Source organism: Ancylomarina salipaludis (assembly GCF_004122035.1).
GTDB classification, from domain to species: domain Bacteria; phylum Bacteroidota; class Bacteroidia; order Bacteroidales; family Marinifilaceae; genus Ancylomarina; species Ancylomarina salipaludis.
Genome location: NZ_SAXA01000004.1, coordinates 133,035 through 147,587, shown reverse-complemented (window position 1 = coordinate 147,587; position 14,553 = coordinate 133,035). Strand labels below are relative to the sequence as shown.

The window sequence follows — 14,553 nt, the reverse complement described above, 5'->3', positions numbered from 1 at the left end:
AATAAAGGCTCAAGAGACAAAATTGTGGTACAGACATCAGGCTTTTGTGACGAAAAACAAAGCCTCTCTAATCTTATTTTGAAAGTTGTTACAAATGATCATTAATTGGTAGGAATGGCAAGCTGAGATTTCTTCAGTTTCTGTTCCTCCTGATCGTAGTTGGCAACATGTTGTCGTGAAACAGGCAATTCGCTGTCTGTTCCCACAAGTTGTAAACGATAACCGGAACTGTTTCCTTTTTTAAGAGTTACCTTTTTTAAATTCACAATAAATGCCCGATGTATTCTCATCAGGTAAGGCATCTCGCTCAATTGACTCTCAATGTCTCCTATCGAATTTCGAACCATTTCTTTCTCGATCTTGTCATTCTTAAGAAAATAGAAAATCACATAATTTCCATTTGATTCTGCATATAGAAATGATTCCGGATCGAAACGAATGTCTCCTTTTTTTAATTTAGAGTTGATGTGAATCAGTTCACTCGTCTCATTTATATGATTGTTCTCATTGGGATCGCAAGTACTTGCCGAAAGTAAATACCTGCTATTTTGAATGGTAAATAGAAAATATGGTAGCGTACCTGTAATAAGCGTACTTCTTACCGAATCAAGAAAAGTATAGATATTCCATCTTCCTTCTGTATTTTCCATTATAAATCCAAAAAAGTAATTCCATACACCTAAAATCAGAAAAAGTATTAAAGGAAATCCGAGTTCTTTTAAAAGGGTCCAATGCTCCTTGCTCTTAAAAACCGGCAATAGTTTTAATGCTCTAATTGTGATATAGAGCGGTGGCATTAGAGCAAACAGATAGATTGCCATTGTTACTTCATAACTAAACGGATCCGAACTGTTTGTATGCCGCGGTTTGTATAAAATGGTAAACAGGTAACAAAATACAGCAACAATTATAATTCCAATAAAAGGCTTGCGTAGAATGTAATTTTGCGGAAATTTCTGCTTGAGCCAATTTAAAGCACGATAGTTCATAGTTTGCAATGGTCGTTAGGTTTTACAGTATGTAAAGATAAGTAGAATATTAGAGAATTGATAAACACAAACTTTCCACGATAACCAATCCAAAAACTGGATTGTAAAAGGAATACCGAAGAGAAAAGATTGTTTATCAAGCAATCTCTTTTTTTATACCCACACCTCATAAATCAGACCCACTCGTCTTTTATTGTAATATTACTATTATCTTTGCATAAAAATTACAATAGATGAGTTTATACAAATTAGCCATTCGCCCCATTCTGCTTCAGTTCGATCCGGAAAGCATCCACAAGTTTACCTTCAGATGTTTTAAACTGTTTCAGAAATCAGCTTTGATGCGTTCCCTTGTTTCAGCACAATTCAATGTGAAACATCCCAAACTCGAAAGAGAACTCTTTGGTTTAAAATTCCCGAATCCGGTTGGCCTGGCTGCAGGTTTGGATAAAAATGCCGAAGCCTTCGACTTTTTAGGCAGCATGGGTTTTGGTTTTATCGAAATTGGGACTGTTACCCCAAAAGCTCAGGATGGAAATCCCCTACCCCGGCTTTTCCGCTTTGTTAACGATAAGGCTCTGGTAAACCGCATGGGATTCAATAACCAGGGCGTTGAAGAGGTTGTCAAACGCCTTCGCCAAAAGAAAACAGAGGTGCTTATTGGCGGGAATATCGGCAAGAATAAAATTACGCCAAACGAGGAAGCGACCAGCGATTACATTAAATGTTTCGAAGCCCTGTACCCGCTTGTCGATTATTTTGTGGTGAACGTCAGCTCGCCCAACACCCCTAATTTAAGAGAACTTCAGGATAAAGAACCGCTTAAGAATCTTTTAAACGAATTGATGCAAGTCAATCGTTCCAAAGAAAAAGCCAAACCCATTCTTCTGAAAATTGCTCCCGATGTCAATCAAAGCCAGCTCGACGATATTATAGAGATTGTGACCGAAACCTCAATCGATGGTATTGTAGCCACCAACACCACCATCTCGCGTGAGGGTTTGAGCTATTCCAAAGATCAGATCAAACAGGTTGGCGCAGGTGGACTGAGTGGTCAGCCCCTTCGCGACCGATCAACCGAAGTGATCAGATACATTCACGACGAATCGAATGGCAGTATTCCCATTATTGGTGTGGGTGGCATTATGAGCAAGGAAGATGCCCTGGAAAAACTGGAAGCAGGCGCTTCGCTTATACAGCTCTACACCGGTTTTATTTACGAAGGACCCGCTTTAGTGAAGGCCATCAATAAGGCCTTACTTAATAAGGAAATTTAAACCCGGAATTTATTTTTCGGAATACTTCAAACAAAAAATTGGCAAGCTCTGAAAGCTTGCCAATAATCTTTAACATGAGTCTGACCTTACGGCCTTAATTCCTGACAATCTTACCCAATGCCTCCAAGAGCTGCGGGTTATCTTCCAAACCAATTCGAGCCACGGCAAAAAACTCGCTCATCCAATCGTCAATTTTATAGAACGCAGCATCTTTGGCTTTTGTGGCATCCTGCGATTCCCCTTTTTCGATAAGATAGTGCGAACGGGCCGCTTCCAAATCGGCAATCAGAGCGGTAGCTGCGCTTAAATCTTCGGGAGTGATTTTTAATCGGGCCAATTGGCTTTGAATAGTGGTATCGCCTGAAGCCTCGCTATAAAATTTCTTAACCACTTCAATCCATTTGATGTATGTGCGGGGCAGTACACCCGAAATGGCCAGCTTATCGGCCGTTAAGGCATCCTTGCGAAAAACCACCTTGGCTTTTTTGCGGTGGACATTAAAAAGCGCTTCGAGCCTTGTTTTAATACCTGAAAACTCGGCAAAGGCTGCTGAGGTTTCATCGTCTTCAATTTTGTTGGTATCGAAAGCCTGGCGGGTGGCTGCCAAAATCGCTTTCCCTTCTCCTATTACAGCTGAATCGAAACCCAGGTCGGCCATGATTGCTGATATTTTGGGTTGGTGTTCGGCATTATGCAATGCGTTGCGGTACAGTTCCAAAGTTTCAACTTCGGATAGTTTTAAATTTGTTCCCATGACATTCTGATTAAAGGATTTATGTTTCTGAAAATTTAAGTTTCAAAGCCCCTTATTCATGCCTTCAGCCTGTATATCCGCACCTACAACTTACAATTGCATAAAATCGGCTTGCATGTCACCTCCTTCAATCTGCAATTGTGTTCCTTCTACCTGCATCTTCATTCCTTCCCTCCGCAGTGGCCTTCCTTCATCCCGCATTTCAAGTCCTGCCAACTGCTTTTGTCTAAATTACTGATACAGACTCAGTATAAGCGTATTAAATATAACAAAAAATATCCAAACCTGTAAAAATAAGTTGTGTCTCCTCTTCAAATTTCAATTCTTCCGGGGAGAATTCTGACATCGCATTATGTTTCTTTTACTAAAAAGGAACTAACTTTGTAGGCACCCCTATTGGGGGCAAAACACCATTCGTTTTATGAAAGTTTACATCAATCATATCGAAATCCAAACCTTTAATGGTGCCCGGTTATCCGACGCTCTGTTAAGCTATTCGAAGGACTGCTACAAGCAGTTGATGGCTAAACAGATTTGGCTTGAGGATGAGCGGGGCAACGCAATGGAATCTGATGGCAGACTTTGGGATGGCATTCAACTTTTTATAAAGACAAAACAAAATGATCAAAACATTTAAAAACCTTCTTTTTCTCCTTATCCTTCTGTGTATTGGAGCCTGCACCACCAACAACTCCAATGACGAACCGAACCAACCTGATCAGCCAAGGAGCGAAAACATCGTTATTCTTCATATGAATGACATGCACGCCACTATTAATAATTTTCCGAAAATTGCGGCCTACATCAATCAGGTTAGAGAAAACAACGACAATGTGTTTTTGCTGTCAGCCGGCGATTTGTTTAGCGGGAATCCTGTTGTCGATCAGTATTCCGAAAAGGGTTACCCCATGATTGATTTGATGAACCGATTGAAGTTTGACGCTTCGGCCATTGGGAATCACGAATTTGATTACGGACAAGATATTTTAAACAAACGCATCAGTCAGGCCGACTTTCCATTCATCTGTGCCAATATGGATACCAAAGGCGCCAACTTGAATCAACCGGAAGCCTATATCACACTTAAAACCAAAACCGATTTTCCCATTATCGTATTGGGGCTTATCGAAACCCAAACAAAAATTGGAGACCGCTACATACCATCCACTCACCCCGACAAAGTTGAGGGCATCCATTTTCCTTATTACAAGTACACAACAGGAGACTACACGGAGCTGAAAAAAAGCAACAATTTATTTGTTGTTCTCTCCCACCTGGGCCAGGGATCTGACCGTACATTAGCCGATACATACAACGAAATTGATCTGATCATAGGCGGGCATTCACACTCCGTCATCAGTTCGCCTTACCGTCAGAACAATGCCTTAATCTGCCAGGCGGGTTCGAATGGAAATTATATCGGTCGGATCGATATTAAAATTGAAGATGGCCTTATCCTTTCAAAAACAGCAAAACTCATCAAGGTGGAAAACTTAAGCGAAACAGATTCGGAAATAGGCTCAATAGTTAGCGAATACAATAAGAATCCGGTTTTAGATCAGGTCATCGCTCAAAATTTAGCTGAATTCAGCAATAAAGATGAGTTGGGCTCGCTGATGACCGATGCCATTAATTGGAAACTCAAAACGAATATTGCCTTCCAAAATTCAGGTGGCATCCGCAGCTGGTTACCTGTGGGTGATATTAAAATCGGAGATGTTTATGAACTCGATCCTTTCAACAATGAAGTGATTGTTTTCGAAATGACAGCCAGTGAAATTCGTTCCTTAATCAATAGTGCAAATTCTGGCGATTTAAAGGTGGCCGGTATAAATTATCGTTATCTGGGACAGGGTGAAATTCAGCTCGAAAACTACGATGGCAGTTTGCTCGACGAAACAAAAACTTATAAAGTTGGTTTGAGCTCCTATATAGCAAGTGCCTACACCTTTAATCACTCCGATGCAGGGCAAAACTCTTTTATCATCAGTGCAGATTGCCTGATCGATTTTTTAAGATACAAAGGAGAAATTAATTACGCGGGTGTGAAACGAATTTTTGGAGAGTCAAACTAAAAAGCGATCTTTACACTTTCAACAATCTAAACGATAACTAATCAAATATACAATTATGGACTTTAAAAAAATCATGGCAGCCATTCTCATAGTTCTGGGCATTATACTCGTTGTTTATGGCTTTACACATCTCAACAGCCTGGAATCGCAACTCACTCGTGCTTTAGGCCAAAAGGATAACAATGCAGTCGGAAGTATTGTTGTGGGGTCTATATCGGCAATATTAGGCTTATATCTCATTTTACGCAAACGCTAGACTTGAATCGTAAGACAGAAAAAGGGGATGAATCGTTTGATTCATCCCCTTTTCTAATAAATAAACCTGTGCTTATTTTTTAAACAAAGGATCTGCCCCAATGGTTCCCACCAGGCTTTGAAGATAAGCTTCCGATTTCACATGCTCCAAATCCGATTTCGCTTTTGTCAAACGGTCCTCAAGATTCATTTTCGCATTCCATTCTGTATTGTTCTTATCAGCAATAAACTGATTCAAATAATCAATCTGATTCTCGTAGTATTGGATATCGATATCCTGCTTACGCTTCAATCGAGCCTTATACCAGTCCGAATTAATCACCACATCACGATCGAACATCTGACGCAATTCAGGATCACTAATATCCTTACCATCATACTGTCCGAAAGCCATAATGCTTAACAAAACCTGTAGTGGCGGAATGGCTGCTGAAATACTATCATCATTAAAATAGTTTATCGCAACTTTCTCCTGTGCTTCTACGATATTCTTAATTCCATCGGCAAAAGCATCCATATCCTGAATTTCAGGCTTCAGCATTCTCTCGTTGAATACATTCTGAGGCTCATCGAAAATTCGATTCAAGTAACGGAACAAGAAGCCTTCGGTAATACGGTAACCCAAACGGCTCGCCATAATCTTCTCGCCTTTGTATTCAAAGTCATTCATCTTTTCAAGTGAACCTTCTGCAATCAGCAATTTAGGATCACGACTGTCTTCGCTCAAACGACACCACAATTCCGGAATCAAAAGAGACACATCATGATCGAAACGATTCTCCGATCCCACATAACCTGCTGCTGATGAAAAACCCTGATAGCCTGTAATGATATACGATAACAAAGCATTATTCAAATCAGTGGTTGGGCTCAGCATGTTGAAAGGCCCCTTGGTTAAGGCTCCTTCGGTACCAGCACCTGTTGTCGATGGCGATTTACCCGTTAATGAACAAATAAAGTCCATAAACAACTCAGGCAACTCCTGGTAATGAATCGGGTTATACACACTCAAGGCACGAATACCCGCTTCCTTATCAGCAGGATTGTTACGACGTCCCGGCAATACAGCATTCACAGGATGATGAACCGGTTGATCCATTGGAATTTTTCTGGCCAAACGCACTCCCACTTCAGCCAACTTATCATCGATAGGGTTTACCAAATCGGGACGAATTTGCAAGTAACGTGGATTCTGTGAAGGCTTTCCATTCACAATACGAGTATGCGATGGTGTGATAAAATAATTATCCTTCTCGCTGGTTGCTCCTCTGCGAATCAATTCCTGAATTGGCTTGGTATATAAATCGAAACCAATAGCATCAGCCATCAATTCCTGACCATCCTCTTTTGTCATCGGTTCGTAGTTCGATGTAAAGTTACCACGCATCGAAAGATCGGCCTCTGCCTCCTTATCGTATCCACGGTGAACCGCTTCATCAGGACGCTGGAAGAAACGACGCTCGCAGTTGGTTGTCAATTTTACAGACTTGTTATCGTAAGCCTCATTCAAATAGGAAAGACTGCTTGCAGGCAACACAACCGAAGCTGTAATATCATCCTCCATCTGAATTTTTGCAGAAGCAATAAAATCCTGACGTAGTTTGTGCAGAAACCATGAATTATCGGTTGCAAAACCAACACGCAGGTAACTGGCTACAATTTTACGGTTATTATAAAGTAGCTCATGGCCTTTTTTACCGTTCACCATATCCACCGAGAAATAGTTTCTCCAGTCGCGACCGGTACGTCCCTCACGGTAGAATCGTTTCACAAACAGAACCAAACCTTTTACATGATCCGGAATAGATGCCAAATAAGCATTGTACTCATCGGTATAGTATTTAGATGGTGTTAAAAGTTTCACCACAGATCCTAAAGAACGCTTCGAATTCAATAAGGGACGCGAAGGTTCTGAACGCTCTATATGTTTTTTCCATCGATTCGAATAGTCGTGTTCAAAAACCTCATCTGCCATATCAAAGTCATTATCCATATCCTGAATATAGAATGAACTGTAAATAATCGCATTTAATAAGGATTTCGAAATCTCAGACTTTCCACCACCAGAAACCGTACAAGGTTTATGACAGAAGGTTCCCTCTGCATAGGTACTCACCAAGCGCCAGGATGGAGCCGATGGGTGTTTTTCCATATGCAATTTGTATCCCGATGGGTGCACGTAGTAATGCTCAGGCAACAAACGAATGGATTGCTCTTTGCCATCTCTTACCCAACTAACCGTGCTTTTATACAAATCAATCTTGGCATGTCCGTCGATATAAATGATATTCTGATATTCTTTATCGATAGCGTAACCCTCAGGTTTTACCTCTACTGAGTCACCCAATTGTTTCACCACTTCATCAAAACTAAACTGCTTTTTAAGAATGTTGTTCATAAAAAGCGTTCCGTCGAAATTATCCCCCAGGTTTTTACGTGGGAAAGCAATTGCCCCGCCAGAGTGCTCCTCTTCGGCTAAGCCATATAGATTTGCAGAGAAACTAATCTGCGTTTTAATCTCTTTCTTTGAATAACCAAAATAGTTATCGGCAATCAAGGTAATGACAACCCCTTTTTCACTTCTGCAAGTTACTTTAAAAGGTTGTCCGCCATTATACAGTTCGCCTTCTTCTTTCCAGCAAACCCCATCGCGGCGCTGACGTTCAGTTGCATCGTCATAATGAGGTAAGCCAAGCTCTTTTTTGGTCATTTCCAAAAGCTGTGGAGCCAATACAACACATCCTGTATGACCTGTCCAGTGTTCGATATCCAAACCGGCATCATTCGATGGCAAATGAGGATCACCCGCATTTCCAAAGATCGATTCAACAAAGTCCAGATTACTTACAAATGAACCGGGTACAAAGAAACGCACCTCCATTGCTTTTTCTGAAATCACCCCTTTTACTTCAGGACAAACAACAGGACGCAATAATAGAGAAACCATCATCTTTGCTTTGGCATCCTGAGCAGCAGTAAACGGCAATGTTTTTAATTCATCACAAGGATTGAAAGCCGATTCCAAAAACTTTAGGAAAGCTGTTCTAGGCAATTCAATCTTATCCAATGGTGCCGGTAAATTCCCCTCCACAATATGAAAAGAACCTTTGGTTGTTCTTCTGTCATGCTTGGGGTTATGAAGCACACCTTGCTTAATACGGTATGAACTTAAATGTTCGGTTATATATTCATTCTTATTGGGTGGCAAACTTAACTCACGAGCAATTCCTTCCTGATCTAAAGTAAAAGTCGAGGTTGGGATTTGAGGAACTTCCTGATTCAAATCTTTAAAATAATCATTCAAAAAGTTCTGAATTCTCTGATCTGAGGGACAATGATGATCTGCTAACAAACGAGATTTAACACGATAATTCTGAATCAAACTATCAGTTAAAGCAATAAAGTTAACATCTGACAAATCGTTATTCTTTTCATAAAAGATGGGTTGTCCCATAGCTGCTAATTGCAGATTGATGTAACGAATCAGATCCTTTTGATCGACTTCTCCATTTTTCGATTGGATTTCGCGATAAGTTGTTTTAATATTCTCCATATCTTGAGTTTTATAATAGCTTTTAAGGGCTGGGTCCGTATCAAATTTACAGAAAAATTTCCTCCAATAAAATGTATAAAAAGACGCTTATATGCTATTTATCATTTAAAAAATCATTTTTTTTTTATAAACTAAGAGAGAGCTCTCCGAAAACGATTTAAGATTGGAAATAAAAATTTCATTTTTTGAGATTTTTTTCAAAAAAAAAAGTTTACCCATCTAAAATGACGAATAAACTCTTTATTAAAATTACAAACGAAGCGAAAATATATGTTATAAATCAGTTTCCATCTTCCCCTTAGTCTTAAAAAGCTTGGTTAAACCAACAAACAGAGTATAAGTTGCAAAGGCCACAATCAGAATTCTTAAAATCAGACTTTGATCGTAATTGCCTTCAGCCACCATGATATCGCGGGATAAGGCTGGTATCATGAAGATGATAATAAAGAACAAAACAACCAGTTGTAACCAAAGAAAGAAACGTTTGATTTTGGGATGTTTGCTTTTGGATTTCTGAGGTTTATCCTGAGTTAACTTGGCCATTTTTGAGCGTTGCGACTTGTGTATTTTAGGCGCTTCAACAGTTTTCTTAGACAATCTCTTTTTCAATTGCGTTCCCAATAAAAAAGCAAAAATGCTTAAACCAATCAGAATATATATTTCTCTGTTCATCTTCTGTTATATTAATCCTATTTTTCTAAAAATGTGTTGAGTACGCTTTCATTTCCTTTCGCTTTTCGGGAAGCTGATCACACACCTTAGCCAGTAAATCCCAAAACGATTTTGAATGATTTTTTTCGATGGTATGACACAACTCGTGAAGCAGCACCATGTCAATCAGATGCTCAGGCAAACGCATTAAATGCAAGTTTAAACTGATATTGTTATCTCCCGAACACGAACCCCAGCGTGTGCTGGCATTGCGAATACTCACCTTATTGTATTTAAAACCAAAACGAGATGCCAAGTCAGCTAAACGCTTGGGTAAAACCTGTCTGGCTTCCTTTCGAAGCGTTTCAATAATCATGTGTTTGATAAAATCCTGAAACCCCTCTGTATTTAAATCAAAGTTCACCGGGTAATTAATCTGAATAATCCCCTGCTTGACTGAAGCTCTGACCCGATTCTCCTGAGTCGGATTCATTTTCAACTCATGATACTTGGTTTTAAATACGGTATTCGAATCGAAAAACAGATTCTGCTTTTCCTTCGCTTGAATTCTTGATCGATTCTTTAGGATCCAGTCTTTATGAGTTTGGGCAAATTCAATTGCTGTTTGCCAGGCCAAATGATAAGGAACATTCAGCCATATTCCTTTGTTGGGTGCCATTCTTAAGGATAAACGTTTAAAACGTGAATCCTTTTTAAGCACCAATTCGCCCAAGCCATCAAGTTCAATTATCTTCTCAATCTTCATAAATAAAAAATAGCTTTACCCGGAAGGCAAAGCTATCAGAAATATTCCTTTTAGGAAAACTTATGCTTTAATCAATTCACTCAATTTTGTGAAAGATGCATCCGTATTATCAATAAGTTCTTTAAAAACTGCTTTGTAATGAGCTTTTACCAACTTAGCATTATCTTTTCCATCAGGATGATTAACACGAGCAACAAGTTTGTTGCGATTTGCAACGGTCTCTTTAATAATATCGATTACTTTTTCTTCGTTTCCCGGGTGCAGGTAAATATAATTGTAGCAATCAGAAATAACTTCAAAAGTCAAAAAGTCAATATCTTTTTTTAATTTTCTTCTACTCGCCATAGCTTCTTATTATTAATAGTTCTTATTCAAAATTCCATGCAAATATACTAAAAATGCAACAAGTTCACTAAAAAGAAATAAGCTTAAAAATCGTGTTTTTAATCCTTTCATTAATTTTATTTCAGAAAAAATCAAAAGCCACAACCCCTGTATTTATAGGTATTACAACACAATAGCAAAACAGAGAGAAAACCGAATTCACGAATTAAGATTTGTTTAAACGAATTTTAATATTAACCTTTGCCGCGGATAAAACGCAAAAACTATGATTTTTACAGCACAACATCATCATCATATTTACTTACCTCAGGTGAGCGGATAATGTTATGCAAAAATCTTAAATCATAAATTCATAACTATTAACGCCAACCTGAAATCAGGTTGGCGTTTTTGTTTGCCCAACTTCAAGAATAAATCTAAAAATATAACCCTGACAAGATTAAAACACCAAACATGATTTTTGTAACACAACATCATCATCATCATTTTTCCTTACCGCAGGTGAGCCGATGATGTTATGCAAAAATCTCAAGTAATCAATCCATAACTATTAACGCCAACCTGATTTCAGCTTGGCGTTTTTGTTTGTACCCATTTCTGGAATCAGGTTTTTAAAAACAGAAAAACAAAATGAGTACACGATTAAAAATTGCCATTCAAAAGTCTGGAAGACTTCAAAACGATTCGCTTCAAATTCTTAAAGAATGCGGCATCTCAATTGATAATGGAAAAGATCAATTAAAAGCACAAGCGCGCAACTTCCCTCTGGAGGTGCTTTATCTGAGAAATTCAGATATTCCCCAGTATGTGCAGGATGGTGTTGCCGACATTGCCATTGTGGGAGAAAATGTTGTGATTGAGAAGCAAAAGGAGGTTGAAATTCTGCAAAAGCTGGGTTTCTCGAAATGCCGATTGAAAATGGCTATCCCAAAAGATGAAGCATACACGGGCTTAGACTATTTCAATGGCAAACGCATTGCAACTTCCTACCCCAATTCGTTACAAGCCTTCTTAGATGCAAACAATCTGGATTCAGAAATCCACGTTATTTCAGGTTCCGTAGAAATTGCGCCAAACATCGGACTATCTGATGCTATTTGTGATATCGTCAGTTCCGGAAGTACGCTGTTTAAAAACGGTCTTAAGGAAGTTGAGGAAATTCTTTCATCAGAAGCCTGTCTGGTAAAAAACGTCAACATTTCAGAGGGCAAAAATGCGCTGCTGTCTGACTTGCTATTCAGAATGCGTGCCGTTTTAGCTGCCAAAAACAACAAATATTTACTACTAAACGCGCCGAACGATAATATTGAAGCCATCAATAGCATTTTACCGGGAATGAAAAGCCCAACAGTAATGCCACTGATGCAAGAAGGTTGGAGTTCTATTCACACCGTTATCAATGATAAAGACTTTTGGGAAGTGATCGATCAGCTTAAAGCCAATGGTGCAGAAGGCATCCTGACCATTCCAATAGGAAAAATGATTCTTTAATTTTTAAAACAACAAGACAATGCAAACTATAAAATACCCGCAAAAAAACGAATGGAACCAAATTCTTGCCCGTCCGACTATTGAATTGGAGGAAATGGAAGAAGTGGTCAAGCAAATATTCAAAGAAGTAAAAGCCGATGGCGATGCTGCCCTTAGAAAATACACCTGGTTTTACGACCGTGTTAAAATTGATGAGCTAGCTGTAAGTCAATCAGAAATAGATGGAGCAGAACAATTCATTTCTGATGAGCTAAAAAATGCGATACAAATTGCGGCTCAAAATATCGAGAAATTTCACAAGGCACAAAAAGTGGAAACGGAACTTATCGAAACCACTGAGGGCGTTAGCTGTTGGAGAAAATTCACTCCAATTGATAAAGTTGGACTCTATATTCCTGGAGGCTCTGCTCCCCTATTCTCTACCGTGCTCATGTTGGGCATTCCGGCTAAAATTGCGAACTGCCAGGAGGTGGTTTTGTGTACCCCCCCGGATAAAAACGGCCAGATTAATCCGGCAATACTTTACGCATGCAAGCTGGTTGGCATTACACAAGTCTTCCGTTTGGGTGGCATTCAAGCCATAGCTGCTATGGCTTTGGGGACAGAATCGGTTCCTGGTGTGTATAAGATCTTTGGTCCGGGAAATCAGTTCGTCACGGCTGCCAAACAAGCAGCAACTCAATTGGGGGTTGCGATTGATATGCCCGCAGGTCCATCAGAGGTTTTAATTATGGCCGATGAAAGTGCTGTTCCTGAGTTTGTAGCCGCTGATCTTCTGTCACAAGCCGAACACGGTCCGGATAGCCAGGTGATTCTCCTTTCATGGAACGAGGCATTGATTGAAAAGGTTCAGCTTGAACTAAGCAAACAACTTAAACAGCTTTCGAGAGAAGCAGTGGCAACAAAAGCGCTGAACAATTCCAGAATGATTTTAGTGCAGTCTGCTGAAGACGCTCTTGAAATCAGCAACATGTATGCTCCGGAACACTTGATTGTTTCCGTTAAGAATGAAGAAGAGATATTGAATGGTATCCAAAATGCAGGATCCGTCTTTATTGGCAATTACACACCCGAAAGTGCCGGCGATTATGCATCAGGAACCAATCACACGCTTCCTACAAACGGATACGCTAAATCCTATTCGGGAGTTGGCTTAAACTCTTTTATGAAGAGCATCAGTTTTCAGAAGATTACGCGTGAGGGCTTACAAAATCTGGGACCTGTCATCGAAATTATGGCAGAAGCTGAACAATTGGAAGCTCACAAAAATGCCGTTAGCATTCGATTAAACAAAACCTGTTAAGAATACGCTTAAACCCCAAATAAGATGAATACAACATTCAATTTAGAAAATCTAATTCGTCCAAATGTGAAAACGCTCAGTCCCTACTCTTCGGCCAGGGACGAGTTTTCCGGCACAAGTTCTGTCTTTCTGGACGCTAACGAAAACCCCTTTGATAATGGCATCAATCGGTATCCTGATCCGCAGCAATGGGATTTAAAAAAACGCTTGGCAGAGCTTAAAGGGCTAGCCAAAGAGAATCTGATTTTAGGTAATGGCAGCGACGAGATTATTGATCTGGTGATGAGAGCTTTTTGCGAACCCGCGAAAGATAAGGTCATTATTTGCAGTCCAACCTACGGAATGTACCGGGTTGCTGCGCAAATCAATGATTTGAAGATTTGTGACATAAAGCTTGATACAAACTTTCAACCCGATGTTGAGGCTATTCTTGAGAACAATGATGCCAAACTTTTATTTCTCTGTTCTCCGAATAATCCAACAGGGAATTTGATTGATCAGGGAATTTTAGAAGAGTTGCTGGCAAAGTTTAAAGGTTTGATTGTTTTGGACGAAGCCTATATCGATTTTGCTGCCGATGCAAGTCTGGTGAAGGAGCTTGATCAATATCCCAATCTGATTATCCTGCAAACCCTATCAAAGGCCTGGGCTATGGCTGGTATTCGTCTGGGGATAGGCATGGCTTCTTCTGAAATCATTCAGGTTCTGAATAAAATTAAGCCACCCTATAATATCAATACACTGAGTCAGGAGAAAGCTCTTGAACGCTTAAGTGACGAAAAGAAAAGTCAGAGAGAAATAAGACTCTTACTTGAAGAAAGAGATGAGTTGATAAGAGAACTAAGAAAGCTTTCTTTCGTAGAAAAGGTCTTCCCTTCTCAGGCCAATTTCATTCTTATTCGGGTTGTTGATGCCAACAAACTTTACAATTTCTTAATTGAGAAAGGTATAGTGATCAGAAACAGAAGCACTGTAGTACAACTTGAAAACTGCCTTAGAATAAGCATTGGAACCGCGGCAGAAAACCAAAGCTTATTTAAGGCCTTGAGAGAATTAGAAAAAGCATTTACAATTCAAACCCAATAAATCGACTC

General features: G+C 39.6%; 13 protein-coding genes. 7 read left to right on the top strand and 6 right to left on the bottom strand.

Annotated elements, in window-relative coordinates:
* Positions 1 to 101: 101 nt before the first annotated feature.
* The gene (locus EO244_RS06160) at positions 102 to 989 is read right to left on the bottom strand and encodes a LytTR family DNA-binding domain-containing protein (RefSeq protein WP_164977422.1); all 888 of its coding nucleotides are present in this window, start codon (positions 987 to 989) and stop codon (positions 102 to 104) included.
* Positions 990 to 1,222: 233 nt separating this feature from the next.
* Between EO244_RS06160 and EO244_RS06155 the strand changes: the two genes are divergently transcribed.
* On the top strand, positions 1,223 to 2,266 hold the full coding sequence (locus tag EO244_RS06155) for a quinone-dependent dihydroorotate dehydrogenase (protein WP_129253781.1): 1,044 nt from the start codon (positions 1,223 to 1,225) through the stop codon (positions 2,264 to 2,266).
* Positions 2,267 to 2,360: 94 nt separating this feature from the next.
* On the opposite strand, the gene EO244_RS06150 is transcribed toward EO244_RS06155, so the two are convergent.
* Positions 2,361 to 3,020, bottom strand: coding sequence for a hypothetical protein (locus EO244_RS06150; RefSeq protein WP_129253780.1), 660 nt, complete (start codon positions 3,018 to 3,020; stop codon positions 2,361 to 2,363).
* A gap of 421 nt (positions 3,021 to 3,441) precedes the next feature.
* Between EO244_RS06150 and EO244_RS06145 the strand changes: the two genes are divergently transcribed.
* Genes EO244_RS06145 through EO244_RS06135 form a run of 3 tightly spaced genes read left to right on the top strand, consistent with a single transcriptional unit; the run spans position 3,442 to position 5,351 of the window.
* Positions 3,442 to 3,657 carry a hypothetical protein gene (locus EO244_RS06145; protein ID WP_129253779.1) on the top strand — a complete coding sequence of 72 codons (216 nt, stop codon included), beginning with the start codon at positions 3,442 to 3,444 and terminating at the stop codon, positions 3,655 to 3,657.
* Positions 3,641 to 5,095, top strand: coding sequence for a bifunctional metallophosphatase/5'-nucleotidase (locus EO244_RS06140; protein ID WP_129253778.1), 1,455 nt, complete (start codon positions 3,641 to 3,643; stop codon positions 5,093 to 5,095). The genes EO244_RS06145 and EO244_RS06140 overlap by 17 nt, the downstream gene beginning before the upstream one ends.
* Before the next feature lie 55 nt (positions 5,096 to 5,150).
* Complete coding sequence (locus EO244_RS06135) at positions 5,151 to 5,351, top strand: DUF3185 family protein (RefSeq protein ID WP_129253777.1); 201 nt, start codon at positions 5,151 to 5,153, stop codon at positions 5,349 to 5,351.
* 72 nt (positions 5,352 to 5,423) lie between these two features.
* Here EO244_RS06135 and EO244_RS06130 read toward each other — a convergent pair whose 3' ends face one another.
* The 4 genes from EO244_RS06130 to EO244_RS06115 all read right to left on the bottom strand — a co-directional run bounded on the left by EO244_RS06130 (position 5,424) and on the right by EO244_RS06115 (position 10,665).
* Positions 5,424 to 8,903 carry a hypothetical protein gene (locus EO244_RS06130; protein WP_129253776.1) on the bottom strand — a complete coding sequence of 1,160 codons (3,480 nt, stop codon included), beginning with the start codon at positions 8,901 to 8,903 and terminating at the stop codon, positions 5,424 to 5,426.
* 273 nt (positions 8,904 to 9,176) lie between these two features.
* A complete protein-coding gene (locus EO244_RS06125; RefSeq protein ID WP_129253775.1) occupies positions 9,177 to 9,575 on the bottom strand; it encodes a hypothetical protein in 399 nt (132 codons plus the stop codon).
* Between the two features lie 25 nt (positions 9,576 to 9,600).
* A complete protein-coding gene (locus EO244_RS06120; RefSeq protein ID WP_129253774.1) occupies positions 9,601 to 10,320 on the bottom strand; it encodes a M48 family metallopeptidase in 720 nt (239 codons plus the stop codon).
* Between the two features lie 60 nt (positions 10,321 to 10,380).
* Positions 10,381 to 10,665 carry a hypothetical protein gene (locus EO244_RS06115; protein ID WP_129253773.1) on the bottom strand — a complete coding sequence of 95 codons (285 nt, stop codon included), beginning with the start codon at positions 10,663 to 10,665 and terminating at the stop codon, positions 10,381 to 10,383.
* A 630-nt stretch (positions 10,666 to 11,295) separates the two neighbouring features.
* On the opposite strand from EO244_RS06115, the gene hisG reads away from it, so the two are divergent.
* The 3 genes from hisG to hisC are packed head-to-tail and all read left to right on the top strand — an operon-like array spanning position 11,296 to position 14,545.
* Positions 11,296 to 12,156, top strand: a complete 861-nt coding sequence (gene hisG / locus EO244_RS06110) for an ATP phosphoribosyltransferase (RefSeq protein WP_129253772.1) — start codon at positions 11,296 to 11,298, stop codon at positions 12,154 to 12,156.
* 19 nt (positions 12,157 to 12,175) lie between these two features.
* Complete coding sequence (gene hisD, locus EO244_RS06105; RefSeq protein ID WP_129253771.1) at positions 12,176 to 13,459, top strand: histidinol dehydrogenase; 1,284 nt, start codon at positions 12,176 to 12,178, stop codon at positions 13,457 to 13,459.
* A 24-nt stretch (positions 13,460 to 13,483) separates the two neighbouring features.
* A complete protein-coding gene (gene hisC, locus EO244_RS06100; RefSeq protein ID WP_129253770.1) occupies positions 13,484 to 14,545 on the top strand; it encodes a histidinol-phosphate transaminase in 1,062 nt (353 codons plus the stop codon).
* Positions 14,546 to 14,553: the final 8 nt, after the last annotated feature.

Coding starts and splice junctions, on each gene's coding strand:
- EO244_RS06150 (WP_129253780.1), bottom strand. CDS start 3,020: ATGGGAACAAATTTAAAACTATCCGAAGTTGAAACTTTGGAACTGTAC.
- hisC (WP_129253770.1), top strand. CDS start 13,484: ATGAATACAACATTCAATTTAGAAAATCTAATTCGTCCAAATGTGAAA.
- hisD (WP_129253771.1), top strand. CDS start 12,176: ATGCAAACTATAAAATACCCGCAAAAAAACGAATGGAACCAAATTCTT.
- EO244_RS06140 (WP_129253778.1), top strand. CDS start 3,641: ATGATCAAAACATTTAAAAACCTTCTTTTTCTCCTTATCCTTCTGTGT.
- hisG (WP_129253772.1), top strand. CDS start 11,296: ATGAGTACACGATTAAAAATTGCCATTCAAAAGTCTGGAAGACTTCAA.
- EO244_RS06135 (WP_129253777.1), top strand. CDS start 5,151: ATGGACTTTAAAAAAATCATGGCAGCCATTCTCATAGTTCTGGGCATT.
- EO244_RS06155 (WP_129253781.1), top strand. CDS start 1,223: ATGAGTTTATACAAATTAGCCATTCGCCCCATTCTGCTTCAGTTCGAT.
- EO244_RS06145 (WP_129253779.1), top strand. CDS start 3,442: ATGAAAGTTTACATCAATCATATCGAAATCCAAACCTTTAATGGTGCC.
- EO244_RS06130 (WP_129253776.1), bottom strand. CDS start 8,903: ATGGAGAATATTAAAACAACTTATCGCGAAATCCAATCGAAAAATGGA.
- EO244_RS06160 (WP_164977422.1), bottom strand. CDS start 989: ATGAACTATCGTGCTTTAAATTGGCTCAAGCAGAAATTTCCGCAAAAT.
- EO244_RS06125 (WP_129253775.1), bottom strand. CDS start 9,575: ATGAACAGAGAAATATATATTCTGATTGGTTTAAGCATTTTTGCTTTT.
- EO244_RS06120 (WP_129253774.1), bottom strand. CDS start 10,320: ATGAAGATTGAGAAGATAATTGAACTTGATGGCTTGGGCGAATTGGTG.
- EO244_RS06115 (WP_129253773.1), bottom strand. CDS start 10,665: ATGGCGAGTAGAAGAAAATTAAAAAAAGATATTGACTTTTTGACTTTT.